This is a genomic window from Aureimonas sp. CAS (genome assembly GCF_059838215.1).
In genome coordinates this window covers 2,575,494-2,601,521 of the sequence record NZ_CM187563.1, presented here as the reverse complement: position 1 = coordinate 2,601,521, position 26,028 = coordinate 2,575,494, and the positions used below count along the sequence as shown (strand labels likewise).

The following is a 26,028-nucleotide window of genomic DNA, read 5'->3' as shown; positions in this document are numbered from 1 at the left end:
TCGGCCCCGGCCGCCGCGATGGGCGCAGCTTATGGGACGAGCGATCCGATGGGCCGCTTCAGCTCCGGCGGTTCGCCGCCCTGCCCATCTCCTGAAGGCGTTCGGAAAGGGAGGCTCCCGGGACCCAGCCGAGCCGGCGCTGCGCCGACGCCGTGTCGAGAACGAAATCGCCGGTGAGCGCGTCGAAGGTCTCGCCTCGGCCCAGAAGCCGGGCGAGAGCCCGCAGCGGCGCCCTCGGTGCGGGAGCGATGCGGCCGGGCCGTCCGGCGCCCGTTCGCAGGGCCCGGACGATCTCCTCCGGCGTCGCCGCACCGCCTGAGAGAAGCAGGGTCTCGTCCGCCGTCGCCGCGCTCGAAAGGGACGCGAGGATCGCATCGACCAGATCGTCCACCGCAATCAGGCTTCGTCGGCCGCCGAGGCCGCCGAGCGGCAAGGGGACGGGTGTCGCGGCCAGACGGGCGAGGGCCGCCACGGTGCCGCGTCCGCCGGCGCCGAAGACCGGAGCCGGCCGAAGGATGGATAAGCGGGTCCGCGTCCCCTCCAGCACCGCGCGCAAAGCGGTCTCGGCCTCGGCCTTCGAGCGTGAATAGACGCTTTGCGGCGCGATCGGATCGGTCTCGGCGACCGGACGGCCGTCCGTGCGGGCCGCATGGACGTTCGCGGTGGACAGGAAGACGAAGCGCCCGACGCCCTCCCGTGCGCTCAAACGCGCGAGAGCCGCGGTGCCTTCGACGTTGGCCTCGTTCATGGCCGCCGAGTCGCTGGCCCCCGCGTCGGTCTTCGCCGGGTTGGCGGCTGCCAGATGCACGACCGCATCGATGCCGGCGGGGAAGGCGGGCGCCATCTCGACGGCCGCGAGCGATGCCGACGCCGCCCAGTCGCCGTCCTCCGTCGCGGGCGTGCCGCGCTTCAGGAGGACGAGGTCATGGCCGCTCCTGCGAAGGTGCGGCACGAGATGGCGTCCGACGAATCCGGTCGCGCCTGTCACGAGAATGCGCATCGTGCTCCGACTTTCGCATGTGCGGGAAGGCCGCTCGATCGTCGGTATCGCGACCGGGCGACGTCCGCAACGCCGGCGTTCGGTTCGATGAGCGATCGGTAGTTCGGTTTTCGGAGAAAAGCCTCCACGTTCGGAGGCTTGGAAGTGGCTGGGGGACCTGGATTCTCAGCTAGGAAAAAGACAAGCCTCTGTAAACACTTTCGGTTTCGGCTCTCGCATCCACGATGGGCATCAGTTCTGTGCCCCGGTTTAGGGCCGACGTCAATAACGCGGCATCCGTTTCATGGACGGTGCGATCGCTCGAGAAATCAATTCTCGCAACGCCTGACAGTGTTGCGGTGCAGCACAGGCGAACGTGCGTTGGAAGAACGGCGCTACTAGGCGCTTGGTGGAATGCAGGCCCGGGCGATCGCGATCGCCAGATGGGTCTTGCCGGTTCCCGTGCCCCCGATCAGGACGGCGTTGCGCTGATGGGCGATGGAGTTGCCCGACGCCCGGTCGCGCACCGGCGTCTCGTTGATCGGCGTGCCCTCGAACACGAACATCTTCGATGTCCCGGGCCAGCGGCAGCTTGGAGATGGTGACGGTCGATACCTTTCCGTGCGATCAGCCGGCGAAGGCGGGGGTCGGGCTCCAAGCTCACCGGCAGTTGCACTTCTACATATCGATCTCGTCCTCCTCCTCAACCTCGGAGAGCATTGTGGCGTTGAACCGCGCCGGGTTTTCCGGAGGCTCCAACTCTTGAGAGGATGGAGCCATGACGAAGAAGGTACCGCCGTTTAGTCCTAAGGTGCGCGCCCGCGCGGTTCGGATGGTTTTGGATCACCGCGAGGAGCACGGTTCGCAGTGGGCGGCGATCCAGTCGATCGCGTCGAAGATCGGCTGCTCGGGCGAGACGCTGCGCAACTGGGTGCGGCAAACTGAGCGCGATGATGGGCTGCGGCCAGGCCCGACGAGCGAGGAACGCGAGCGGATCAAGGCACTGGAACGTGAGGTGCGCGAGCTTCGGCAAGCCAACGAGATCCTGCGCAAGGCATCGGCGTATTTGCCCAGGCGGAGCTCGACCGCCCGTTCAGACGATGAAAGCGTTCATCGACGACCATCGCGACGTCTACGGGGTCGAGCCGATCTGCCGCGTGTTGCCGATCGCTCCGTCGACGTATCATGAGCATGCCGCTCGCCGGGCGGATCCGTCCCGGGTGCCGGCGCGTACGAAGCAGGATGCGATCCTGAAGGTCGAGGTACGCCGCGTGTTCAACGAGAACTTCGGCGTCTACGGCGTGCGCAAAGTGTGGCGGCAGGTGACGCGCGAAGGCTTCGTTGTCGCCCGATGCACCATCTCGCGCCTCATGCGGGAGATGGGTCTGAAGGGCGTCGTGCGGGGCAAGCCCGTGCGCACCACCATCCGCGACGCCTCGGTGCCGTGTCCGCTCGACCGGGTGAACCGCGTCTTCAAGGCGCCGCGGCCGAACATGCTGTGGGTGTCGGACTTCACCTACGTCGCGACCTGGGCCGGCTTCGTCTATGTCGCCTTTGTCATCGACGTCTTCGCCCGGCGGATCGTCGGCTGGCGCGTGTCACGCTTCGCGCGAGCGGACTTCGTCCTCGATGCGTTGGAGCAAGCCCTTCACCAGCGACGGCCCTTCGTCGGCAGCGGGCTCATCTGTCATTCGGACCGAGGATCGCAATATGTGAGCATCCGCTACACTGAACGCCTCGCCGAGGCCGGCATCGAGCCCTCCGTCGGCAGCGTCGGAGATTCACACGACAACGCTCTCGCCGAGACCGTGATCGGCCTCTTCAAGACCGAGGTGATCCACCGTCGCGCGCCATGGCGCTCGTTCGAGGCCGTCGAGTTCGCCACCCTCGAATGGGTCGACTGGTTCAACAACCGCCGCCTGCTCGAGCCCATCGGAAACATCCCGCCCGGAGAGGTGGAAGCCGCATACTACGCCCAGCTTGAGGCCACCCCGATCGCCGCGTAGGACTCAAACCAATCAGCCTCCGGCAAATCCGGCGCTGTTCAGTCCTGTTGCAAACGGCGTTGATCTGGAACGGCGTTACCCATGCCGATCGCGTTTGCTGAAGTCATGGGGGCGTCCAACACTCTTGCCAGGCCACGTTGGGTCTCGGACAACCAAGTGAGCGGCCTCACGGGAACGGCGGCCGCTGACGAGAGGATGTCGTCGTCAGCGACAGATCGGACGGTGTTCGGAGACAACTCAAAGTCATGCCTGTGGCCGGGAGACAGACTGTCGGGACGCCGGTCAGACCGGGTGCGCGCTCGGGGTGCTGCGGTCGACGCACTCGAGCGGCCGGGGACGGGCCGCACGACGTCTCCTTCAATCGAGAAGGGCATCGAGATCGATGCCGTCGGGCGTCACGGCGAGGCGTGCCTTCGGCCGGAACGTCCAGCCGTCCTCGTACCGCGTGATGATCTCGTCGATGCGCCGGGCCGACGCCGCGCGGTCGAAGCCCTGCTTGGCAAGCCCCTCAACCAGGACGGTCTGCATCTTGGCGAGACCGTCGCCGTCGCCCTGGGAAAGGCAAAGCGTGATGAACCAGTAGAGGGTGAGGTTGGCGACGTCGCCCCGGGACGGCGCGCGGGCGGCTCGCTGTTTCTCGCGGTAGGCTTTCTGGTAGGCGGCTTGGCTGGCGAGCCGGTGTTCGCGGCGGGTCTTGGCGGTCGCCTTCCCGTGTTTGGCGGATGACGGATCGGGCATGGGGTTCCTCTCGAGGGGTCGCGGATCGCGACAGAGTAGAATGGGTGATGCGTTGAGGAGGCGATGGAAGTGAGCCGGTCCGGGCCCCGCCGATCTGCGGCGAGGCCCGGACACGGCCGACGAAACCGAATGCCGGCCTAAGGTTGGGCTAGGCGATCAGCGCGCCGTCCGCGTCCTGGTCCGGCGACTGGTCGCTCGCGCTCGCGTCGTCACCGCCCTCCGACACGACGCCGTCGAGCACGAAGGCGAGCATCGGCAGCACCTCGTCGGTGATGAAGGACTTCAGCGCGGTGGCTTCGGCCCAGTGGTCGCCGCCGAGCCGGTAGAGGAGCCGCAGCACGCCCGCCCAGCGCTCGTCCGGGGCGGCGAGGTGGGTCAGCGACTGGCCGCCGACCAGCGAGGCCGGGTCGATGTCGCAGAGGAGCTCGGTGAGGTCGCGGTGGGCCCGCTTGGCGATCGGCGAGAGCGCCGCGACGAGCTCGCCCTTCTTCAGACGCTTCGGCCCGGCGGCCGCGATCGCCTCCTCGAGCGCGGTCCGCACCTGCTTGAGGTTGGCGATCACGCTCCTGGACTGCCGCGCGACCTTGGCGAGCGCCTGGGCCTTCAGGCCCTTCGCCCCGCCGATATCGGCCCCGCCCGCCGCGCCGTCCGCCGGGGCGTCCTCGCGGACCCGGGCGAGGACCGCGGCGACCTTCATGGGCCGGCCCGCCTCGAAGGACTCGATCACCTCGTCGACCACCGCCTCGGGCGCGGCGGTCAGGTGGATGAGGACGGTCGGCGTCACCTGGTTGCGCACCAGCGCCTCGCGGCGGTGCCCGAGGGTGCGGTGGACGCGCCGCCAGTTGTCTGCGGTCTTCACGGTGACGGCGCAGTGGCGGGTGACGGCCTCGCGCCAGTCGAGCGGGTCGGGGATGACGGCGGCCATCGCCTCGAAGGCGGCGCCGAGGTCGAGGACGTTCTCGGTGGTCTTGCGGCCGATGGCGTGGACGGCGGCGATGCTGCGCTCGACCATCGCGGCGGCCTCGGGCTCGAGCTTGGCGAGGTCGAAGGGCTGGCGCTTCTCCTTCGGCACGCGCACGGCCCGCTCGGACGCCTTCGCCTCACGTGCGGCGCGGGCGGCTTCCTTCTTCGTCTTCCTCGCCTCGATCTCCTTGCGGGCGCGTGAGGTGGTCTGGGCCGGCTGCCTGTCCGGCTGCTTGGCCTTCGCCTGGGCGGGCTGCGCGGCGCTAGCCGAGGTGGCGTCGCCGGCGCCGTCGGGCTCGTCCTTCCCGGAGAGCTCGTCGGTGTCCTCGCCGCCGGTGTCCTCGCTCTCCTGCGCGTTCTCCTTCTCGCTCCGGCGCGCGAGGCGGGAGAGGATGCCGTCCGCCAGGGCGCCGCCCGCCGCTCCGTTCAAGTCGTTCTGCGTGCTCTCGATGTTGTTCATTCTCGTTCTCCAGTCGTTGAATCTGTCCGCACGGGACGAGAAGAAAGTTATCAGCAAGCGAAGGGTTGTGCAAAAGCAGCCTTAATTTCGAACGTAAGTTTTGCTATGGGACGGAAAGCAAAACGACCGCAAATCGCCCTTATACATCTTGCCCAGGAAATGTGCTTCGCACCCAACGCGACATATACATAAGGAAAAAATAGTTCGCCCCAGCTTGCTTCGCGGCGATAGTCGTCGGAAGCTCAGAAGCAGCCTTGACGCGGAGCGGTGGTCGGGCATCAGTCCGGGCGAGCGAGCCACAGGGTGTCCGCGGAAGTCGACGACGAGCCCGCCACAGATCTGCGAAGTCACTTTTTGACGGGCTCGGGCATCGGCCCGAAAAATATGATCTGCGGGCGGCGAGAAGGCTCTGACCTGCGTTCCGCGAAGGCTGGCGCTTGCGTCAGACGTCTATGGCGTTTGCAGGCGAATCATATGTCTCGAACCGCGTAACGCCTCGCTCGGGTCCGGTCACGCACGCCTCGACGTCGCAACGCCAGCGCGGAGATTGGACACGCGAAAGCGCAACTCGTCCTGAAGCGAACCGGGTCAGCGAACGGGAAGGGACGGTCGATCCCGAAATTGGCAGCCGGGACGACCTTCGACTGGGGTCTGCAATCCGCCGGTCGCGGTTCGAGGTAACGCTTGTCCAGAGAATGGAATCGCCAGCATCGAGGGACGTCACGCCGATCTCGACCTTCGCAACGGATCACGGGACATGCGTCACGCCGATCCGCAATGTGTCTCGCGTCGCGTCGACGTGCGGGCAACGCGTCGCACATTGGTCGTGACGCCGGAAGATGTGCGCAGCGGGACAGGGCGATGCCCGTCGCGGGCGGACCGCCGCTGTCATCTGCGACGCCCGCCGATCTTACGGTCCGGGGGCGTGCCCGGTCCCGGCGTCCGGCGTCCGGCGTCCGGCGTCCGAGGTAAGGTCGGGCGGAGGCCGAGACGGCGCATTGGAGGGACGTTGCGAGCGGGACAGGCCGCTGGCGGTCAGTCGCTGCTCTCCGCCTCGCCCAGACGGTAGAAGCGGCTGAGCGTGCGAGCAAAGCCGTGTTCGGGCGCAAGCAGCCAGAGATCGGAGGTCAGGGTCCGGCGCCCGCCACGGATGGTCGGATGCCCTTCGGCGATACCGACGAGGCATGGAGCCGGGCGCTGGGCGAGCTGCCAGTCGTCGAGGCGCGGGGCCGAGGCAAGGTCGCGCGACGTCGGACGCCAGCCCGCCTCGATCCGTTCGAGATCGGCCAGGAGCGAGCGAAGGCGCAGGCTGAGACGGTCCCGATCCTCGAGCGGACCGTTCGGGGGAAGGTGTAGCATCGTCAGGCGCTCCTGTTCTCGTCCGTCATTGCGCCCCTGATCTCGGCATTCGCGTCGGCTGCGCTCGCAGCGTCGGCGATCAGTTCCTTCCCGTTACCTTGATCGAGGATCGCTGCGATCTCGCCTGCGTCAAGCGATCCCTTCGCCTCAAGGATGTCGGCAAGGCGCAGAAGCCGCGCGCGATGGGCAACGAGCATCTGCGTCGCCAGCGTGGACGCCGCTCGGAGGCGCATCTCCACCGCGTCAGCGAGTGGACCCGGCCGCAGCAGCAGGCTCTTGGCGAGCCCGGCGCTGCGATGTGTGAGCGGGCGCTCCACCCCGAAGCCGAGCTCGACCTCCATGGAGAGCGCCAACTCGGTCGCCCGAGCCAAATCGCTCGAAGCGTCCCCGCCGCTTCCAGCCGTCGCGGTTCCGAGAATGAGCACCTCGGCCGCCCGTCCAGCGAGGAGGGCCGCGATCTGCGCCGTGATCCAGGCTCCGTCGTGCTCGACCACGAGATCGAACCGCGAGATGGCCGACCCGCCATCCATGTCCTCAATCGAGAGGCTGACGAGTGATCCCACGCCGAGCGCATGCTGGACCAATGCATGCCCCGCCTCGTGGATCGCCATGCGCCGTCGAAGGCCCGGCGAGAGCCTGGGCCGGCCATCGTTGAACGCGGACAGGAGATCGGCGAGGGTCATGGCGCGCCGTTCGCGCCGCGCCCGTCCTCTCGCCTCGCGCACTGTGCGCTCGATGTCGGCTCCGGTACGGCCGACCGCCCGACGCGACAGCCGATCGAGAACAGGATTGGCGGAGGAGCCACGGTCCCTGTCGCTTGACCGGACAACACCATCGCTCCCGCTGCTTCGATCGCCGCTACTGTCGAGGTGATCGCTGCGGCATCGATCTTCGTTGCCGATGGCACCCGAATCCACGACGATCTTGTCGTCCGACAGACGCGCGAGCGAAGCCTCCCCTGCGATCCGATCGAGATCTTCGCCGAGATGGTGCGCGATGATCGCCGCGAGTGCGGCCCGGTCTGGCTTGGGAAGCGCGATCTGCCGTTCCCAGCGACCCGAGCGTGTCAGGGCGGCGTCGAGCGCTTCGGGCCGGTTGGTTGCGCCCAGCACGATGACCCCCTGCGAGCGCACCGCTCCGTCCATCAGCTCCAGCATGCGGTTGACGATGCTGTTCCAGTAGTCGGCATACTCCCTGGTGTCCGGCTGACGCCGACCGATCGCGTCCGCCTCGTCGATGAAGAGGATCGCCGGCGCTCCCGCTGCCGCTGCCGCGAAGGCCGACGACATGCGCTTCAGGACACTGCCGAGATAGCCGGGCTCGAGCCAGACTTGAACGGAGGCGACATGGAGCGGCAGGTCGAGCGTGTTGCCGAGCGCGCGGGCAAAGCTCGTCTTGCCGGTGCCGGGCGGCCCGTGCAGGAGAAGACGCGTCGACATCGCGTCCCAGGCGATCTCCCCGGTGCGCCAGAGGGCAAGATCGGCCTTCAGGTCGAGCGCCCAGTCCCGTGCGTCGCCGAGGCCAGCCATGGTCTCGACCGTCAGGCGCCGGCGGTGCGTTACGCCGTCCGCGTTGTCCCCGCCCTCAGGCTCGATGACGACCGAGCCCACATCCTTGCTGTCCGAACGCGAGCGCCCGTCATCGGAAGCGGATCGTGCCGGTGTCGCCGCACCATTCCGTCCGACAGCCTCCCCGGAGCGGACGTCGCCAGCTCCCTTCGCCTTCGGTGCCCCGCTTCGGTGAGAGCGCGCGCTGCGAGCGTCGAACCGCAGATCCGTCCTGGCCAGATCGTCATCGTCCTCCTCGCCTTCTTCGCTCGCGCCTTCGCCGTCGGCAACGCGCTCCGCGGCCGCTGCGGTTGCGCGTCGTCCCAGCCGTTCAAGGAGCGTGACGATGCGCTCGAGAGAGAGCCCAGGCCGAACCGCCAGCGACAGGTCGGTCAGCGGCAGGTGCTCAAAGCGCACGCCCTCGGCGACGAGCTGCGCCAGACGAGGCTCCACGGCAACGAGGGGATGTCCCGTCACGGTCACGATCGCCTGAGTCAGGATCGCGGTATCGAGCGCTCCGGCGTCGAGGCAGAGATGCGACGCCAGCCGGATCAGCGGCGTCACCGCATCACTCCTGGCAACGACGATCAAGGGATGGCCAGAGCGCGCCGCATGCGCGAGGCGCTCGCTGGCGTCCCGCTCGTCACCGTCTGCGTCCCGCCCGGCACCCCGATGCCGTCGCTCGTCGAGCGGCAGGGTCAGGATGCGCCAGTCCCATTCGTCCTCTTCGGCAAAGGGGATCGTGCGCCACGCCCGCGTATGGTTGAGATCGAGCGTCTGGACCCGGCCGGGCAGGATCGCGCCCTCAGCGAGGAGGGCGAGGGCGAGATCGACAAAGCCCTCGGACATGGCCGAGAGCGTCAGCATCGCACCCGGCTGCCGGCAGAGCGCAATCATCCCCGCCGTGCTTGTGCCGGCCCCGCGGAGCGCCCGGTCGAGGAGAAGGAGCGCGCCGAGCCGTCCGGCATCGCTGCGGACCGCGTCAGGAGCCATTGCAGCCAGGGAAAGGGCGGGCTCCGGATAGGCGGGCAGCGACTGATCGGGCAGTTCCTGCGCCGGTCCAGACGCCCAGGCCGGCAGCGGACAGTCGCTCGTCGACGGGTCGCACGCCTCAGCCTTCTCGGTCACAGCCGAACCAGCAGCAGTACCCGTACGTCCTTTGGAGCTCTGCGACCTCATCGGCCAATCCTCCCGCCGGGCGCCGGTTGCTGCTTGATCCGTGCGATCCAGGTCAGCGCCATACGGGCCGTCGGCTCGCCGCTCGCAGCGAGGCGCTCGAGCGCGTCGCGGACGGGCATGGGCACGCGGCCGCTCTGCCGCACGCACTGGAGCGCGAGACCCACCACCATCGCGGCGTCAGGGAGCGGGAAGGCGGAACCGGCGAGCGAAGGCGGCGCGGCCTCGCCGTGACGCCGGGCGCCGGCGACGCGGGCGAGCTCGGTGAGGCGGGCGTCGAGCACCGCGGCGGGCACCGACACGGCGGAGGGCTGGCGGTTGCGATTGACGTAGGGAGGTTTGGGCATGGGCGAGCGGATCCTGCGCGCCCCGACACCCCGGCAGACGGGACGGCGGCGGCGCGATCGAAAGAAGTGAAGGGAATGGCGTGGAGCAGCGAGGGCCTCGCGTTCGGGCCGTTCAGCCCGCTCGAGAACGTCGCTCCCGTCTCACGCGTTAAGGCGCGGCTGCGTCCGGGCGCTCAAGCGTGGAGACGCGGCTGCGCGAAGCCGAAGCGGATCGCACGCTCCATCTTGGGCAGTCGGTCAGTCGATCCGGATGCGAAGGCCTCGAAGAACGGAGCGCCGTGGAAATTATTTCCACGGTCATCGGCGGATCTGTCGACCCGCGGATCGCAGGTCCCGCCGTTGGTCCTGCCCGTCGTCTCCGACCCGAGCAGCGGGCGGGCGATCCGCAGCGTCTCGGCCTCGATCAGCGCCTGTACGCGGGCAGCAAAGCGTTCGCGCACCCGCATCATCGCCGCCGCAGCGCCCTCGATCTCCAGAAGGTCGTCGATCTCGGCAAGGCCCCAAAGCCCCGCCTCGTGCTCGCTCACTCCGCTCGATCCATCGACGATGGCGATACCGACACTGTCGACGGTGAGGCGCTTATGCTCCTTGTAGAGCCAGTCCGGCAGGATCAGCGACGCGGCCAGCATGCGGACCTTCAGCTCGGCCAGGCGGTGCGTGGCGAGATAGGAGGCGAGTGAGCGCTTGACGTCGATCACCAGCGCCGAGCGGTAGCGCCGGTTCACGGTCACGAGGTCGGGGGTGTAGCTGCTACGGGACCGAGCGTCGGCGTCGAAGGAAAGCCCCTTCAGCGCATGGGGCCGGTTGTGAGCGACCGCCTCGAGCGCGGCAGGCGTCACGGGCAGGCGCACACCGCTGCTCAAGACGATAAGGTCCGGGCTGCGCTGACCGATGGCGATCATCGCCTCCTCCAGCAAGCGCCCTTCGTGGAAGGACACGGACCGGATCAGAGCGGCAATGCCGATGAAGGACCCGAGGATCGCGTCCGGTGTCGGCGCCGCCGCGGCGACGAGCCCGGACGCCTTCTCGACCAGCGGCGTCAGATCGTCCGCGACCGCGTCCGGGTCGATCCGGCAGGCGTAAGATCGGGCCGCCGGCTGGGACATCGCCGCCGTGTTCGACGACGCTTCCGACGCGACGGACGGAGCAGACGCCATGGCCGAGACTGAGGAGGGGTGCCGAGCGGAGGCCGCGTCAGCGTGTTGAGCGGAGGCCGCGTCCGGACGGTCGGAAGCGGCGAGGGAAGAACGGTTCATGAGGGTCCCTTCGGGGGGAGACGAGCGCCATCGAGCCTCGAACCGATGAGCGGCAGGCACAGTCTGCGATCACGGATCGTGACATGACGGTTCCTGCGCGCATCGGGTGAAGCCCGGCATGGCGAAGGATGGGATCGTCTCGGATGGAAAGCGGAAGGCGGACGCGGCCCGGCGCGTGACGTCGATCAGGCGACGTCCGTCCGGGCTCTGGCGATCGGCCTTACGAGGCGGCGAGCGCGTCCAAACGCCAGCCGAAGCGACCGTGCGGCGTTGCCGGAACTTTCCACGAAGGGATGGAGCGGATATGGCTCGTCATAGCCCAAGACCTCTTCAACAGGTTGCGGGTCAGGCCCTCGTTCGGTGTTGGCGCACCGGCGGGGGCCGTCGTTTACCGGGCGGCAGCGCATCCACCGCCCGGACCCAGATCTGACGCCTGCAACTACCGATCGCAAGGCGCCCGAGCGAACTCGGCGTCGACTTGGTTAACGGCGGGCTCGTGGTGAAAGGACGTTGGCCCGCTCGGTGATCGGCAAGCCGACGCCACAGTTGTCGCCTTTCGGGCAGTATCAAGGTACGACTTGGTGCGACGACCGAATGAAGAGACGGCACGACGCATGACGATCCTGAAGTTCAAGGACCTTTCCACGTCGCATCTGACCGATGACGATGTTGATCTCCTCGACAACACCGACCTGCCCGTCACGGTCATGAAGTACGAGGAAGGCTGGGTCATCTCGACAGCGCCCATGATCTCCGAGGAGTTCAGGGGTGAGTACATTGAGAACTTTCGAGCTCACGGGATGTCAAAAGAGTTCATCGCAGCCGCCGTTGAGGCAGCCCGGAACGATTGCTGGCTCCTGCGTTTCGACGCCGACGCGGATCCCGACGACGATCTACCCCAAGGTGGCTATGGGGTCGTCGACTGACGCTGGGGGGTCTGCAATGCGCCCTTGGCGGACGTTCGCAGCGCACGTTCTAACTCTTGGAAGCGGACGTCGAGCCCGCCCGTGCGAAATTTCGCTTAACGGTGCGGGTGATTCACGGTCAGGCACGAGAACGGCCGTCGATACGGTCCGCTTTGGGTGGTCTTCTTGCCTTCAGTCCTTTTTACGTGGCGTATGCGGTTTGAGAAAACCGCGAGTCCCTCGGTCCGCGAAAGGCACACTCAAAACGTACCTGCAAAAATGCGATTGACGGATCCGAGGAAGGCCAAGGCGGTCCGTCAGCTGAGGGACCTCTTGGCGCTTCTTCCAGATCCGATGCCCGACATCCGACCGGGCTGGGCGTTACCGAGGATTGAGGGTAGCGAGGTCAACCGCGCATTCGCTTCGTGGCTGCAGGATCAAAAGTTCCTCTCATTTGACATAATCTGCGAGGGCAACGGTATCGAGCACCGCCTCACCAAGCCGAACCATCCGTAGACCAATGGCCAGGTCGAGCGGATGAACCGCACGATCAAAGACGCGACGGTCAAACGCTTCCACTACGAGAACCACGATCAGCTTAGGGCTCATCTCGCCGACTTCGTGGCGACCTACAACTTCGGCCGCCGACTGAAAACTCTCGGCGGCCTGACGCCCTACGAATACATCGCCGGGATCTGGACCTCAGAGCCAGACCGCTTCTTCGTCAATCCAATCCACGAGATGCCGGGACTAAACGCCTAACGTCGCTGAAGCTGTGGCGCGAACCAGCGCAGCGCCAATGGGAGGAGCGACAAGATTAGGAACACGCGTGACACGTGGTGAACGGCGACCATCGCGGGGTCAGCCTGGATCGCCAGCGAGACGACGCCGAGTTCTGGAGCGCCGCCCGGCAGGTAGCTCAGGAGGAGCGGTGCGATCGCCATGTCGGACAGATGCGTGATGGCCCAGGCCGCCGCCATTGAGGTCTGCGCGAGAACGGCGCCGATGACGACCGAAATCCATCCGTCGCGCCCGATGTCCGAGAGGCGGTATCCGGTGAAGCGGGACCCCGCGCTGGCGCCGATGATGACCTGCGCGATGATCGAGATCGGGCCGGGCACATGGACGGTCACGATGTCGGTCGCGTGCGCGAGGGCCGACACCGCCAGGGGAATGATCAGGAGGCCTGAGGGCATACGGGTGAGCTTGGCCAGCGCATAGCCGATGACGGCGCATGCGGCCAGGAGCAGGAGCTGGACGACGTCGAAGGGATCGTGCGTGACCAGCGCGGACCGCGCAGCGGCCGCGAGGTCGTAGTCTGAGACCCAGCCGAGCATGACCGGGGTAAGGACGAGGAGCGTGATCAGACGGGCCGTGTGAGACAGCGCGATGCGCCTGACGTCGCCGCCGTAGTCTTCCGCGATCGACGTCACCACCGAAAGGCCGCCGGGAACAGCGGACAGCATCGCCGTCTGTGCGCTCATGTTTCCCCAGCGGCGCAGCACCGCGAGGGTGAGGGCCCAGAAGAGGACCGACAATGCGCACATGATCACGATGCTTGGGAGCCACAGGATGAGCGCGCTCGCGACGTCACCGGTGAAGCCGGCGCCGAGCATGGTGCCGATGACGACCATGGCGAAGCCCCGCCACGGCTGCGGCAGGCCCTGCCGCAGCCCGGTCCGCGACATCAGGGCCGTGGCGGTCAGGCTGCCCAGAACCCACGGCAGCGGTATGTGCAGGAGAAGAAAAGCGGCGCCGCCCGCGAGCCCTGTCGCGAGCGTGCCGGCGACCCGCCAGGACATGGTGCCGCTCCGGCTTGCGCTCAAGCCGCGCCGCTCACCATCGCGCGTCGGCGCCACAAACGCCATAGCGGCATCACCACCGAGGTCAGGAGGAAGAGCGCGAAGAACGCCATCGCGATCGGCCGCTCCGCGAGATAACCGCCGACGTTGCCGCCGGAGATCTGGAGCGTGCGGACGATCTCGCCTTCCGCCATCCGACCGAGGAGCAGGCCGATCACCGTGGCGGCCACGGGGTAGGCGTGGCGCCGCATGATCCAGCCGAGGCCGGCAAAGACCATCACAGTGACGGGGCCCGCGACGGTGCCCGTCATGCCGTACCCGCCCCATGCGCACAGCGCCAGAACGCTGGGCACGAGGTAGGTGACGGGGACCTTGATCACCATTCCGAGGATGCGGATGACCAGAAGCCCGATCACGGCGAGAAGGATCACCTGGCCGATATTGCCGAGGATGATCGCATAGACGAGATCGCTCTGGTCGCGGATGAAACTCGGTCCGCCGACGATGTTATGGAAGGAGAAGGCGGCCAGCAGAACGGCCGTCGCGGCGCCGCCCGGAATTCCGAGCGCCAGCAATGCCGTCATGCTGCCGCCTTCTGAACTGGAATTGGCGGTTTCGGCGGCGACCAGCCCTTCCGGGGCCCCCTTGCCGAAGCGCTCGGGCGAGGACGACGATCGGCGAGCCTCGCCATAGGCGACGAGATTGGCGACCGACGAGCCGACGCCCGGCACCGCCCCGACCATCGCGCCGATCACGCTGCCCTTCAGAAGGATCGTCGGATAACGGAAGGTCTCGCCGAAGCCTCGCAGGATGCCGCGCAGCGAAATCTGATCGAGGTCGGTGCTCTCCACCAGATAGGCCTTGCCGCGCAGGCGCAGGAGCTCGGAGGCCGCGAAGATGCCGATCATGGCCGGCACCACGGGGATCCCGTCGATCAGGTAAGGCATGCCGACCGTGGTGCGCAGGGTGCCTGTGGTGGACATGCCGACCTGGCTGAGGATCAGCCCGAGCATTCCGGCCAGAAGTCCCTTGGCGATGGCTCCGCTGTTGAGCGTCGCGATCAGTGTCAGGCCCCACAACACGATGACGACCATCTCCAGCGGCCCGAGGCGCAGGACGAAGGAGGCCAGAGGCTGGACGAGCATCAGCAGCAGGAAATAGCCGATGAAGGCGCCGACAACCGAAGCGCCGAGGCCGATGCCGAGCGCCTCGTTGTGCCGCCCCTGCTGCGCCATCGGATAGCCGTCGAACGCCGTGGCGACGGAGGAGGACGAGCCCGGGATGTTCATCAGGATCGCGGTCACGCCGCCGCCATAGGCGCCGCCCGTGAAGATTGCGGTCAGGAACAGCATGGCCTGCACGAAATCCATCGCGAAGGTGACAGGCAGGAAGACCGCCATCGCCATCGAAATCTGGAGGCCCGGTATCGCGCCGAAAACGAGCCCGATCAGGAGGCCCGGGACGACGTAGAGCCAGGGCCCGAAGCTCGAGAACAGCAGCGAGGTGGCCTGCGTGAAGGCGAAGGTGTCGATCATAACGCGAAGATCATCGGCATGGGGAAGGGGAACAGCGAGCCTAGGCCCCAGACGAGGAGCAGGGTGAAGGCGGCCGAATAGACGGGTGGCAACCACCATCGGCGTTCGCCGCCGAGCACGATGCCGATCCAGACGAACAGGAAGGTCGCGATGTCGAAGCCGACGGTGACGAGCGCGATGCAGAAGATCGCGAACAGCCCGAGCAGGAGGAGGTTGGCGAGCATCGTCGCGCGGTCGTCGCTCTCCTCCTCGTCGCCGTCCTCGCCGGCCCGCAGCGCGGCGCGCACCAGGATGAAGGTGACGAGCAGCGCTATGGCGATGGCCACCGGCACCACGATGACGAGGTTGTCCACGCGCGTGGACGCCGAGACCGCGCTCCAGGCGATGAAGGCGGTCACGAGGGCGGTGAGCGCGAGGAAGATCAGATGTGTGGGGGCGATACGCGACATGGCGTCCATTCTTTGCAGAAGGTGAGGCGGGGCCGCTCGGACCCCGTCGCCGGTCCGAGCGTCAGTTCTCGTCGCGGAAGCGCTCGAGGATCTCGTAGTTCGAACGGATGATCTCGGTCGTGCGATCGGGTCCCAGCCAGTCAGCTCCGATTCCCTGCGACCTCAGATTGGCGACGAACTCCTCGTTCTCCAGCACCGCCTGGTAGACGTTGGTGAAGCGTTCGAAGAGTTCGGGGTGATCCGTCTTGAAGGCTGCGTGCGCGGCGATGCCGCGCATCGATCCGACGAGCGGTGGAACGGTGACGTCGCGATCGGCGAGCGTTTCGTTCAGCGTCGGGGCGTCCCAACCTTCCACGCGCTCCTCGGAGGCGACGGCGAGCGGGCGGATGTATTCGGCGATGGGAAGCGTGCCTTCCGCGCCGAGGACCGTCATGTCGACCTGTCCGCCGGCGGCGGCCGTACGCGCGGCGCTGCCGGATTCGTAAGTGACGATGTTGACGTCGGACTCCGAGAGACCGAACGCCTCCAGCATCATCAGCGTGTTGATCCGGCCGGTCGAGCCGGGGACCACCGAGATACGGTAGCGGCCCGGCTCCTGCCGGATCGCCTCGGCGAACTCGCCCATGGTCTTGAACGGCAGGGACGCGTTGAGCGCGAAGAGGTCGATGTCCGTCCACTGGCCGTTGACGAAAGCGAAGTCGTCGAGCGTGTAGCTGGCGTCGAACTCGAGGATGGCGCTCGAGATGTACGGGTGGATCGAGGTCGCCAGGAAAGTGGATCCGTCGGCGGGCATGTTCATGAAGTAGGTGTGGCCGACATGGCCGCCGCCGCCCTCCTGGTTGACGATGCGGATCGGCACGCCGAGCTCGCGCTGCATCTCTTGCGCGACGAGCCTTGCCGTGCGGTCGGCCGAGCCGCCGGTCCCGAGCGCGACGACGAATGTGATCTGCCGCGTCGGCCAGGTCGTGTCCTGCGCCGCGAGGGGCGTCGTTGCAGCGAGCACGAGCGCCGCAGCGCCCGCGAAGAGTTTCTTGCGATCAATCATCGGTGGTCTTCTCCTCCCATTTGGAAGTCCGCATTGTCTACAACTTGGACATTCGAGACAGGGAGACAACGTGGTGGTCTTATTGTCAACCCTTTGTAATAAGCCTATAGGCTCGACAGGACGCCGACCGACAGCTTTTATGAGCCCCGTTTTGTCGACAAACATTCCTCATGGCCGTGCGGCCAACTCGCTGGTCGAGCTTCTGCGCGAAGAGATCGTCTCGGGACGTCTCAGCGCCGACGATCGGCTCGGCGAAGTCGCTCTGGCGCAACGCTTCAACGTCAGCCGCGCACCCGTGCGCGAAGCCTTGCGAGCGCTTGCCGAAGCCGGTCTCGTCACCTTCGAGCCCAATGTCGGGGCACGGGTCCGGCGCATGACCGTGGGCGATGCCAGGGCGCTCTATGAGGTCCGCGGTGCGCTGGAGGCCGAGGCCGCGCGGCTGGCGGCGGAACGCTCGACACCGGAGGACGCGGAGGCGCTGGTCGCGCTCCTGCAGGGGCAGGGCCCTAGCGTGCGGGCCCATCCATCCGGCGCCTATCTCCTCGGCAGTGGGGACGCCGACTTTCACGCCGTGGTTTCGCGGCTGAGCGGCAACGCGCTGATCGTCAGTCTGCTCTTCGGCGAGCTCTATCCGCAACTGCTGCTTCTGCGCCAACAGCATCGCAACGTGCGCGGCCGCGGCGTGGAGGCCTTGCGTGAACACGAGCGGATCGCCGAGGCGATCGCCATGGGCGAGGGCGACCTGGCCCATCTTCTGATGCGCCGTCACATTCGCGAAAGCTGGCGCTCGCTCGAGAAACAGATGACGTGGGAGGCACAGACATCATGAGACAGCGCCGTGTGCGAGCCGTCTTCATGCGAGGCGGCACTTCCAAGGCCGTGATGCTGCGGCGGGCAGACCTGCCGCAGGACGAGGCGCAATGGCCGGCTCTCTTCCGTGCCATGCTCGGGAGCCCCGACCCCTACGCGAGGCAGCTCGACGGTATGGGCGGAGGGCTCTCCTCGCTCAGCAAGATCTGCGTGATCTCCCCCTCCCAGCGCGAGGACGCCGACGTCGACTACACGTTTGCGCAGGTGGCCGTCAGCGGCGACGAGGTCGATTTCAGCGGCAATTGCGGCAACATGAGTTCGGCCGTCGGCCCCTTCGCGCTCGACGAAGGGCTGGTGGACGGGGTGGCGGCGGGCGAGGCGCTCGTGCGCATCTTCAACACGAATTCGGGCAAGATCATCCATTCGTCCTTCCCGATGGAGGACGGCGAAGCGAGGATCGACGGCGATCTGGTCCTGCCCGGCATCGCCACGCCGGGTGCGCCTGTGAAACTCGAGTTCATCGATCCCGCCGGGACGAAAGGACGCGGCCTGCTGCCCGCTGGAGCGGCGACGACGCGGCTGGAGCTTGAGGGCTGGCCGCCCGTGGAGGCTTCGCTGGTGGACGCGGCGATCCCTTGCGTCTTCGTGCGTGCGACGGATCTGGGCGCCGGCGCTGCCGTCATGCCCGACCAGCTAGACGCAAACCGCGAACTCTTGGCGCGCCTCGAAGCGACCCGCCGGGCGGCCAGCGTCGTCATGGGCCTCGCGGCCGATCTTCGCGAGGCCGGCGAGCGGATCGCCATACCCAAGATCGCGATGGTCGGCGCCCCCGCAGCCTACGAGACGCTCGCGGGCGAGGCGGTCGATCCCCGGTCCCACGATCTGTGCGCGCGAATGATCTCGGCGGGGCAGGCGCACCGAGCCTTCCCGATCACGGGCTCTCTCGCCATCGCGAGCGCAGCGGCGATCCCCGGCAGCGTGGTTGCGGACTGCCTCGACGCCGGCGCCGACAGGCAAGCGATCCGCCTCGGCACGCCCAGCGGTATCATCACGGTCGGCACGCGCCTCGCCACCGTCGACGGTCGCGAGCCCTCCATCCTTTCCGCCTCGATCCTGCGCACGCAGCGCCGGCTTTTCGAGGGCGCCATCACCATCCCCGCGACCTGACCCGCGCGGGACACGACCGACCCCAGGAAGAATAACAGGGAGCTTGACTTGCTCAGCCACGACATTAACCGCCGTTTCCGCGACCGCCTGCAGACTGGAGGCGCGGTTCTCCTTCCGGGCGCCGCCAACGCGCTGGCGGCACGCATCATCGACGATCTCGGTTTCGAGGCGATCTATCTCTCCGGCGCCGGCCTGACCAACACCTATCTCGGCATGCCCGATCTCGGCTTCGTGGGGCTGGCAGAGATCGCGCAGCACACAGCCACTATCCGCGACGCTACCGATCTGCCGATCGTGGTGGACGCCGACACAGGCTTCGGCAACGCGCTTAACGTGCGCCACACAATCCGCACGCTGGAGCGGGCTGGCGCCAGCGCCATCCAGCTCGAGGATCAGGTGCACCCCAAGCGCTGCGGCCATTTCGCGGGCAAGGACGTCGTCGACATCGAGGAGGCGCGTTCGCGCGTGAAGGCCGCCGTCGACGCGCGCCAAGACCCGAACCTGATGATCATCGCACGCACCGACGCCCGCGCGACGCAGGGGCTGACGGCCGCGCTCGAAAGGGCCGAGATGCTCATTGAGGACGGCGCGGATATCACCTTCGTTGAGGCGCCCGAGTCGGTCGACGAGATCCGCGCGATCCCTTCGGCGCTTAAGGGGACGCCGCAGCTCGTCAACCTCGTCGTCGGCGGCAGGACGCCAATCATCGACTTCGCCGAACTCGAGACCATGGGCTTCTCGCTGGTCCTCTACGCCAATGTGGCGCTGCAGGGCGCCATGCACGGCATGCAGACGGCGCTTTCACAGCTCAAAACCGAGCAGCGTCTCGACGAGACAGCGCCCGTCGCCCCGTTTCGCGAGCGTCAGCGGCTCGTGCGCAAGGATTTCTACGACGAGCTCGAAAAGCAATACGCGATCAGCCGCGGCTAGGTCGTAGCGCCCGCCTTCCTTTCGAAAGCGGGCGTCGATCGCCTGCAGTGATCCGTACGCGATAGGGTTAGATTGAGTCCTGTGGACTTTCTCGAATGCCTTCGTTTTGCGTAACGGGTTACGGTGACCGGAATAACCAATGGCTGCTGTCGATTAGAACGAATAGCCGGGACGTGGCTTCCACGGACCGAGAGCTGCCGAACACGATTCAGCGCTCTGTCTTTTTTGGGTATACTCAAAGCGGACTGCTGGGCAGCCTTGCAGTTTTTGGCGTTCGGTCTGTGAGCGGAATGGCAGCTTTCATCCTCGTCTGGCCGGAAGCTGCTGCCTGGCCCCTCGCCAGCAGCATGTTGCCGTTGGCGGCGCCATGCATCATTCGAACTGGATATATGCTTCGGTCGCGCCTCATCCGCCTTTGTGGCTACCATCCCTTGATAGCGCGGCCGTTGTAGTGGCTTGGGTTCATCGCGCGGTACAAGGGGATGGTGGCCGCCGCGCGATGCATGAAGTCGTTGACGTGCGAGACCGAGATCTCGGGCGCTTCCACGTCGAAGTTCTCGCCGAGGCTCCCGTCCTTGATCCGCGCCACCAGCGCCGCGATGATCGGTCCGGGGAGCGAGCCGCCGAAGATGATCTCGCTGGGATCGAGCGTGCGCGCCAGGACGAGCGAGAGCATCCGCAGCTGCTCGGCCGCCCGCTCGATCCAGTCGCGGACGACGGGGTGCTCCGTCGGCAGCGCCTCGATGTCGCGCAGCCGACGGACCGGCAGGCCTTCGCGTTCGAGAAGGTTGCAGAGATCCTGCCCCGACGGGCGGGCCCGCGACTTGGGAAAGATGCCGCCGAACTCGGCCGCATTGCGGTGCGATCCCCGGTACAGGGTGCGGCGGACGACGATGCCCCCTCCGATGCCGTATGTCAGGAGCACGAGCGCGAAATTGTCGCGCCGGCTCCCCGCGCCGTAATAGAGCTCGTCGATCGCGGCGGCCTTGCCGTCGTTCTCGTGATGGACGGGCGTGTCGAAGAAGGGCTCGAAATCGCCCGGCGCGCTGATCGAGCGCCAGTCGGCGAACTGGGGAATCTTGGTGAGATGTCCCGAATCCTTCGAGAAATGGCCGGGAAAGGCGAGGCCGCACCCGATCAGCCGGTCCTCCTCCAGCCCGGCCCGGCCCATCACATCCCGCGCTGCCGCCGAAGCCTGGCCCATGATGTCGTCGAAATAGTTGGACGCGAGGTCCGAACGGTACTCGGCGAGGATCGTGCCCTTCAGGTCCGCTACGCAGACCTTGATCTCGTCCGGATTGAAGAAGACGCCGAGCGAATGAAGGCCGTCGGCCCGCAGGCTGAGAAGCGTGGACGGCTTGCCGCGCACCGGCTCCCCCGAGGGCCGCGCGCCCCGTTCCTCCTCGCGGACGAGCCTCTTGTCAAGAAGCGTGTTCGCCAGGCGCGTCAGCGTCGGCGCGGACACGTCGAGGCGCTGGGCGAGCTCGGCGCGCGAGATCGGTCCGAAGGAGCGGAGCAGTTCCAGGACGCGCCGTTCGTTGAACCCGAGCGAAATCATGAGGAGGCCGGCTCCGGTCGGTGATCGACGCCCGTGTTTGGCAACAAACGAACGGGGCGTCCACAAAAACGCGAGCCCCCATTGACAACTTAATTTACGTAATGAAACTTAACATGCTGCTGGAGACGGCATGCTCATTCGCCGCGCACTCGAAATCCGCGACCCTTTCGAAAGGACGTCTGATGCTGAAGTCGACCTCGTTCCTCACCGCCGCCGCCGTGTCCGGCCTCCTGCTGACCGTTTCGCACGCGCTCGCCGACACCGTCACGGTCTATTCCGCCGCCCCCGGGCAGCTGATCGACGAGCTGATCCCCGCCTTCGAACGGGAGACCGGGCACCGCGTCGAACTCATCAACGCCGGCGGCGGCGAGCTGATCAACCGCCTGCGCGCCGAGGAGGGACGCCAGACGGCGGACGTCCTCTTCAGCGTCGGCGCCTCGCTCATCGACCTGAACGCCGAGCTGTTCCAGCCCTACAAGACGACCGAGGCGGCTGCGATCGATCCGCTTTTCGCGTCGTCCGGCGTCTGGACCCCGTTCACGGCGGTGGTGATGGTGATGGCGGTCAACGAGGCCGCGCTCGGCGGCCTGCCGGTGCCGGCCTCCTGGGCCGACCTCGCCGACCCGCAATATGACGACATGATCTCCTCGGCGGCGCCCGACCGGTCGAGTTCGGCCTACACCCAGCTCGTCACCGTGCTCCGGACGGCGCCGAGCGAGGAGGAGGGCTGGACGATCTACGAGGGGATCCTGTCCAACATGGTGATCTCGCCCTCCTCGGGTGCGGTTCCGCGCTTCGTCAACGACGGCGAGCTGGCGATCGGCCTGACGCTGGAGGACGCGGCCGAGCGCTATCGCGACGGCGGAGGACCGGTGGAGATCGTCTATCCCTCCGAAGGCACGGCCGTGCTGCCGGACGCCATGGCGATCGTGAAGAACGCGCCGAACGAGGAAGCCGCCAAGGCCTTCGTCGACTTCATGGCCTCGCAGGCCGCACAGGAGCGCGTCGCCGCGATCGGCCGCTGCCCCGTGCGCACCGACGTCGAGAGCAAGGACACGCTCGTTCCGCTGAGCGAGGTCACCATCGCCCCGTCCGACGAGGCCTGGGCGGCCGAGAACCAGGACCGCCTGCTGGAGCGCTGGAAGGACCTGTCGCTCGACTACCTCTGATGCCGGCCGCGGGGCGGGCCTGCGGGCCCGCTCCGCACCGTCCGTTCCCGGCGCGTTGCCCATTCCGGAAGTGAAAGCCCAGATGGCCGAAGTCACCCTCGCAAATGTCCGCAAGAGCTACGGGAACGTCGCCGCACTCTCCGACATCGATATCGCCATCCCGTCCGGTTCGTTCTTCACGCTCCTCGGCCCGTCGGGCTGCGGGAAGACGACGCTCCTGCGGGCGATCGCGGGCTTTCATCTGCACGACAGCGGCGCGATCCTGGCGGGCGGGCGCGACATCGGCGTCCTGCCGGCGCACCGGCGCGACGTCGGCATGGTGTTCCAGGACTACGCCGTCTTCCCCCATATCAGCGTGCGCGAGAACGTCGCCTTCGGCCTGAAGCAGCGCAAGGTGGCCCGCGCCGAGATCAAGTCGCGCGTCGACGCCATCCTGCGCAAGGTGCAGCTCGACGCCCTCGCCGAGCGCATGCCGCACGAGCTGTCGGGCGGCCAGCAGCAGCGCGTCGGCCTTGCCCGCGCGCTGGTGGTCAATCCGCAGGTCCTCCTGATGGACGAGCCGCTGTCCAATCTCGACGCCAAGCTGCGCGTCGACCTACGGCGCGAGCTGCGTGCGATCCAGCAGTCCATGCGCATGACGACGATCTACGTCACGCACGACCAGGAGGAGGCGCTCGCCATGTCCGACGTCGTCTGCGTCATGTTCGGCGGGGTCATCCAGCAGGCCGCCGACCCGCTGACGATCTACAACGAGCCGGCCAACCGCTTCGTCGCCTCCTTCGTGGGCGCCAACAACTTCCTGCCGCTTTCGCTTCCCGCTCTCGGCGGGGCGGGCGCGGGACGGCCTGCGGACGCCGTCCTGTCGATCCGCCCGGAGCGCCTCGCCATCGGCACGGCCTCAGCGCAGGAAGGGCGCGTCCGGCTCGACGTCACCATCGCGCAGGTCGCCTTCACCGGACGCGAAGTCGCGGTCGACGCCACGCTCGACGACGGAACGCCGATCCAGGCGATCGCCGAGCCCTCCAAGGCGCTGCTCTCGCTCGCGCCGGGCGAACGGTCGAGCTTCGGCTTCCGCCCTGCCGACGCGCAGTTCTTCGCCGCCGGCGTGACCGGGGAGCGCCTCTCGTGAGCGCGGGCGGCGCCGCGGCCCCGATGCGGGGGCTTCGCCTTCCGTCCTTCTGGACGATGGTCATGATCGCGGCCTGCGCGATGCTGGTCGTCTTCCTGTTCCTGCCGATCGCCTCGGTCTTCCTCCTCTCCTTCCAGGACGCGCGCACCGGCGGGTTCACCCTCGACAACTACGCCACGGTGTTCGGCCGGCGCTACTATCTCCTGGCCCTGTGGAACACGATGGTCGTCGGCTTCGGCGGCATGGTCGGCGCCTGCCTCCTCGGCGTGCCGCTCGCCTTCTGCATGTCGCGCTACCGCATCCGGGGCCGCGCGATCGTCTCCACCATGGCGATCCTCGCGCTCGTCTCGCCGCCCTTCATCGGCGCCTATGCCTGGATCATCCTGCTCGGCAACAACGGGGCGATCACGAATTTCCTCGCCGGATGGGGCATACCGATGCCCTCGATCTACGGCATGACGGGCATCATCCTCGTTTTCAGTCTGAAGTTCTTTCCCTTCGTCTACCTGATGACCGAGAACGCGTTGACGGCGGTCAACAAGAGCCTCGAGGACGCAGCCGAGAACCTGGGGTGTTCGGCCTGGCAGCGCTTTCGGAAGGTGACCCTTCCGCTCGTCTTCCCGGCCGTCTCCACCGGCGCCATCATCTCCTTCGTCCTCTCGATCGCCGATTTCGGGACGCCCGCCATCATCGGGCGCGGCGTGCGCACGCTCTCCACCATCGCCTACGCGCAGTACACGTCCGAGATGGGCGGGCGCCCGACCATGGCTGTCACCATCTCCATGGTGATGATCGTCATCTCGATGATTGCGCTCTTCCTCCAGCGCCGCGTCCTCGCCAAGCGCCGTTACGCCTCAGCGATGACCCAGAAGCGGAGCCGCACGAGCTTGCCGCTTGCCCGCTCGCTCGGGGTCCACGCCTTGTGCTACCTCATCACCTGCGCAGGCATGCTGCCGGCGATCGTGGTGACCTGGACATCGTTCCTGGCGACACGGGGCCCGGTCTTCTCGGGCGGGTTCGGTCTCGACAGCTATCGGCGCGTGGCGCGCGAGGCGCCCGACGCCATCGTCAACAGCTTCACCTTCGCGCTGGCCGCTGTGGTGCTGATCGCCATCGTCTCCAGCCTCCTCTCCTTCATCGTGGTGCGGCGCGAGACCCTCGTCTCGGGTGCGCTCGATCTGATCCTGATGGTGCCATACCTCGTTCCGGGCGTCGTCATGGCCATCGGCTTCGTGACCACCTTCAACAGCGGCTGGTACGATCTGGTCGGCACGGCTTGGATCATCATCCTCATCGTCTTCATTCGGCGCCTGCCGTACGGCGTCCGATCGACCTCCTCCATCCTGCGTCAGATCAAGCCCTCGATCGAGGAGGCGGCGATTAACCTCGGTGCCTCGCCGCTCAAGACCTTCATGCGCGTGACCGTGCCCCTGATGATGCCGGGCATCATCGTCGGCAGCCTGATGAGCTTCATCACGGCCATCAACGAGCTGTCCTCGACCCTGATCGTCTACACCGCCCAGACCGTGACCATGCCGGTGCGCATCTACCTGTCGGTCGTGGACGGGGAGTTCGGCGTGGCTGCCGCGTTGTCGACCATCCTCACTCTCAGTACCGGCCTTTGCGTCTTCCTCGTCTTCCTCTTGTCGCAGGACCGCGAGCAGAACTTCGTCTGACGCAAAGCGTCGCGCGGCCCGCCCTGTTTCAGGTGAGCGGGCCGCATTCACCAGACATTGGATACCCATGCAGATCGAACTTCTCTCGCGAACCAAGATGCGCGACGGCGGACGCGTTGCCGACGACGTCGTTCTCCTCGTCCCTGGGCTGGTGGCTGCCGTGTTCGATGGAGCGACCGACCCGACCGGTTCGAGCTACGATGGCCGCAGTTCGGGCTGGATCGCCGCCTCGAGCGCGGCGCGACGCCTCGGCCAGATCGCGATCGAGGGGAGTTGCGAGCGCTCGCTCGAGGAACTGGTGGCCGACCTCTCGACGGCGATCGCACGGGCCTCGGCCGATATCGACGCGGTGCATCCGCCCTCCACGACCATGGCCGCAGCCATCTGGGTGCCGGGGGGATGGCGCCTCATGATCGTGGGCGACAGCGGCATCCGCGTGAACGGAGAAACGGTCCTGCGCCACGAGAAGCTGATCGACGAAGTCTCGACGCTGTCGCGCCTCGCGGTGCGGCGATGCCTCGAAGCGCGCGGCCTTACAGGAGACGGTTTGGAGGCCGCCTGCCGCGCCGTCAGCTATCGCGGGCTTGCGCGCGCATTGGAGCGCGGCGATCTGGATGCGGGCGATGCCGAGCGGATCCGCGGCGAAGTGGTCGCCGCAGTCTGCGAACGCGCCGGGCACGAGGACGTGATTAGGTTCCTCGACGGCGGGATCGTGATTCAGCAGGGTTTTGCCAATGGCGATGCCGATCACCCACTCGGCTTCGCAACGCTCAACGGATCGACCCCGAAGGGTTTCGGCATGAGCGACCGCCTCGTGTCCGAAAGCGAGGTGGAAACGCTCGAGCTCTTCACCGATGGCTATTTCGCGCTTCCCAAGGGCCGTCGCGTCGAGGACTGGGAGCGGCGTTTCGCCGAAGTCGAGCGCGAGGACCCGAGCAAAACCGGCCCCTACGCAAACGTGAAGGGCTCCACCGGCGAGGAGTTCTCAGACGATCGTTCGGTGATCTGCCTCTGGCGCTAGC

21 protein-coding genes, 2 pseudogenes and 1 other annotated feature are annotated in these 26,028 nt (G+C 67.1%); of the genes and pseudogenes, 10 read left to right on the top strand and 13 right to left on the bottom strand.

What is annotated here, in order from left to right; translation table 11 throughout:
* Window positions 1–58: 58 nt before the first annotated feature.
* Both AC6R2M_RS12480 and AC6R2M_RS12475 read right to left on the bottom strand, forming a co-directional pair.
* Window positions 59–1,000, bottom strand: coding sequence for an NAD-dependent epimerase/dehydratase family protein (locus AC6R2M_RS12480; protein ID WP_500482602.1), 942 nt, complete (start codon window positions 998–1,000; stop codon window positions 59–61).
* A 380-nt stretch (window positions 1,001–1,380) separates the two neighbouring features.
* Window positions 1,381–1,585, bottom strand: a pseudogene (locus AC6R2M_RS12475) (ATP-binding protein); the annotation flags it as partial.
* A 172-nt stretch (window positions 1,586–1,757) separates the two neighbouring features.
* Between AC6R2M_RS12475 and AC6R2M_RS12470 the strand changes: the two are divergent.
* Window positions 1,758–2,985, top strand: a protein-coding gene (locus AC6R2M_RS12470; RefSeq protein ID WP_500482600.1) for an IS3 family transposase whose coding sequence is annotated in 2 segments (ribosomal slippage) — window positions 1,758–2,047 and window positions 2,046–2,985 — 1,230 coding nt in all. Because the reading frame shifts where the segments join, the coding sequence is not laid out codon by codon here.
* Window positions 2,039–2,154, top strand: a sequence feature (AL1L pseudoknot). It overlaps the preceding gene by 116 nt.
* Window positions 2,986–3,342: 357 nt before the next feature.
* Here the strand turns inward: AC6R2M_RS12470 and AC6R2M_RS12465 are convergent.
* The 6 genes from AC6R2M_RS12465 to AC6R2M_RS12440 form a co-directional block, all read right to left on the bottom strand.
* A complete protein-coding gene (locus AC6R2M_RS12465) occupies window positions 3,343–3,723 on the bottom strand; it encodes a hypothetical protein (protein ID WP_500482598.1) in 381 nt (126 codons plus the stop codon).
* A gap of 148 nt (window positions 3,724–3,871) precedes the next feature.
* Window positions 3,872–5,146, bottom strand: a complete 1,275-nt coding sequence (locus tag AC6R2M_RS12460; protein WP_500482596.1) for a hypothetical protein — start codon at window positions 5,144–5,146, stop codon at window positions 3,872–3,874.
* 1,035 nt (window positions 5,147–6,181) lie between these two features.
* A complete protein-coding gene (locus AC6R2M_RS12455) occupies window positions 6,182–6,505 on the bottom strand; it encodes a DUF6634 family protein (protein ID WP_500482594.1) in 324 nt (107 codons plus the stop codon).
* A 2-nt stretch (window positions 6,506–6,507) separates the two neighbouring features.
* Window positions 6,508–7,944, bottom strand: a complete 1,437-nt coding sequence (locus tag AC6R2M_RS12450) for an AAA family ATPase (protein WP_500487583.1) — start codon at window positions 7,942–7,944, stop codon at window positions 6,508–6,510.
* Window positions 7,945–9,227: 1,283 nt separating this feature from the next.
* Window positions 9,228–9,575: a hypothetical protein gene (locus AC6R2M_RS12445; RefSeq protein ID WP_500482592.1), complete on the bottom strand. Its 348-nt coding sequence runs from the start codon at window positions 9,573–9,575 to the stop codon at window positions 9,228–9,230.
* Window positions 9,576–9,748: 173 nt separating this feature from the next.
* Window positions 9,749–10,681, bottom strand: coding sequence for a hypothetical protein (locus AC6R2M_RS12440; RefSeq protein ID WP_500482590.1), 933 nt, complete (start codon window positions 10,679–10,681; stop codon window positions 9,749–9,751).
* Window positions 10,682–11,445: 764 nt separating this feature from the next.
* Here AC6R2M_RS12440 and AC6R2M_RS12435 point away from each other — a divergent pair.
* Entirely contained in the window at window positions 11,446–11,757 is a 312-nt protein-coding gene (locus AC6R2M_RS12435; RefSeq protein ID WP_500482588.1) for a DUF5983 family protein, read from the top strand.
* A 432-nt stretch (window positions 11,758–12,189) separates the two neighbouring features.
* Window positions 12,190–12,498, top strand: a pseudogene (locus AC6R2M_RS12430) (integrase core domain-containing protein); the annotation flags it as partial.
* Here the strand turns inward: AC6R2M_RS12430 and AC6R2M_RS12425 are convergent.
* From AC6R2M_RS12425 to AC6R2M_RS12410, 4 genes are all read right to left on the bottom strand, one after another.
* A complete protein-coding gene (locus tag AC6R2M_RS12425) occupies window positions 12,495–13,604 on the bottom strand; it encodes an AbrB family transcriptional regulator (RefSeq protein WP_500482586.1) in 1,110 nt (369 codons plus the stop codon). The pseudogene AC6R2M_RS12430 and the gene AC6R2M_RS12425 overlap by 4 nt on opposite strands.
* Window positions 13,559–15,073: a tripartite tricarboxylate transporter permease gene (locus AC6R2M_RS12420; RefSeq protein WP_500482584.1), complete on the bottom strand. Its 1,515-nt coding sequence runs from the start codon at window positions 15,071–15,073 to the stop codon at window positions 13,559–13,561. The genes AC6R2M_RS12425 and AC6R2M_RS12420 overlap by 46 nt, the downstream gene beginning before the upstream one ends.
* Window positions 15,070–15,522, bottom strand: a complete 453-nt coding sequence (locus AC6R2M_RS12415; protein ID WP_500482582.1) for a tripartite tricarboxylate transporter TctB family protein — start codon at window positions 15,520–15,522, stop codon at window positions 15,070–15,072. Before AC6R2M_RS12415 ends, AC6R2M_RS12420 begins: the two co-directional genes overlap by 4 nt.
* A gap of 61 nt (window positions 15,523–15,583) precedes the next feature.
* A complete protein-coding gene (locus tag AC6R2M_RS12410) occupies window positions 15,584–16,567 on the bottom strand; it encodes a tripartite tricarboxylate transporter substrate binding protein (RefSeq protein ID WP_500482580.1) in 984 nt (327 codons plus the stop codon).
* Window positions 16,568–16,706: 139 nt separating this feature from the next.
* Between AC6R2M_RS12410 and AC6R2M_RS12405 the strand changes: the two genes are divergently transcribed.
* The 3 genes from AC6R2M_RS12405 to AC6R2M_RS12395 are packed head-to-tail and all read left to right on the top strand — an operon-like array spanning window position 16,707 to window position 19,474.
* Window positions 16,707–17,396, top strand: a complete 690-nt coding sequence (locus AC6R2M_RS12405; protein ID WP_500482579.1) for a GntR family transcriptional regulator — start codon at window positions 16,707–16,709, stop codon at window positions 17,394–17,396.
* The gene (locus tag AC6R2M_RS12400) at window positions 17,393–18,544 is read left to right on the top strand and encodes a PrpF domain-containing protein (protein ID WP_500482577.1); all 1,152 of its coding nucleotides are present in this window, start codon (window positions 17,393–17,395) and stop codon (window positions 18,542–18,544) included. The genes AC6R2M_RS12405 and AC6R2M_RS12400 overlap by 4 nt, the downstream gene beginning before the upstream one ends.
* Window positions 18,545–18,592: 48 nt before the next feature.
* Window positions 18,593–19,474 (top strand): isocitrate lyase/PEP mutase family protein, encoded by an 882-nt coding sequence (locus tag AC6R2M_RS12395; RefSeq protein ID WP_500482575.1) that lies wholly within the window; start codon window positions 18,593–18,595, stop codon window positions 19,472–19,474.
* A 421-nt stretch (window positions 19,475–19,895) separates the two neighbouring features.
* On the opposite strand, the gene AC6R2M_RS12390 is transcribed toward AC6R2M_RS12395, so the two are convergent.
* Entirely contained in the window at window positions 19,896–21,032 is a 1,137-nt protein-coding gene (locus AC6R2M_RS12390) for an ROK family transcriptional regulator (RefSeq protein WP_500482573.1), read from the bottom strand.
* A gap of 182 nt (window positions 21,033–21,214) precedes the next feature.
* Here AC6R2M_RS12390 and AC6R2M_RS12385 point away from each other — a divergent pair, with 182 nt between their 5' ends.
* The 4 genes from AC6R2M_RS12385 to AC6R2M_RS12370 all read left to right on the top strand — a co-directional run bounded on the left by AC6R2M_RS12385 (window position 21,215) and on the right by AC6R2M_RS12370 (window position 26,027).
* Window positions 21,215–22,201, top strand: coding sequence for an extracellular solute-binding protein (locus AC6R2M_RS12385; RefSeq protein ID WP_500482571.1), 987 nt, complete (start codon window positions 21,215–21,217; stop codon window positions 22,199–22,201).
* Window positions 22,202–22,283: 82 nt separating this feature from the next.
* The gene (locus AC6R2M_RS12380) at window positions 22,284–23,330 is read left to right on the top strand and encodes an ABC transporter ATP-binding protein (protein ID WP_500482569.1); all 1,047 of its coding nucleotides are present in this window, start codon (window positions 22,284–22,286) and stop codon (window positions 23,328–23,330) included.
* Window positions 23,327–25,006 (top strand): ABC transporter permease, encoded by a 1,680-nt coding sequence (locus tag AC6R2M_RS12375; protein ID WP_500482567.1) that lies wholly within the window; start codon window positions 23,327–23,329, stop codon window positions 25,004–25,006. Before AC6R2M_RS12380 ends, AC6R2M_RS12375 begins: the two co-directional genes overlap by 4 nt.
* Window positions 25,007–25,103: 97 nt before the next feature.
* Window positions 25,104–26,027 (top strand): hypothetical protein, encoded by a 924-nt coding sequence (locus tag AC6R2M_RS12370; RefSeq protein ID WP_500482565.1) that lies wholly within the window; start codon window positions 25,104–25,106, stop codon window positions 26,025–26,027.
* Window position 26,028: the final 1 nt, after the last annotated feature.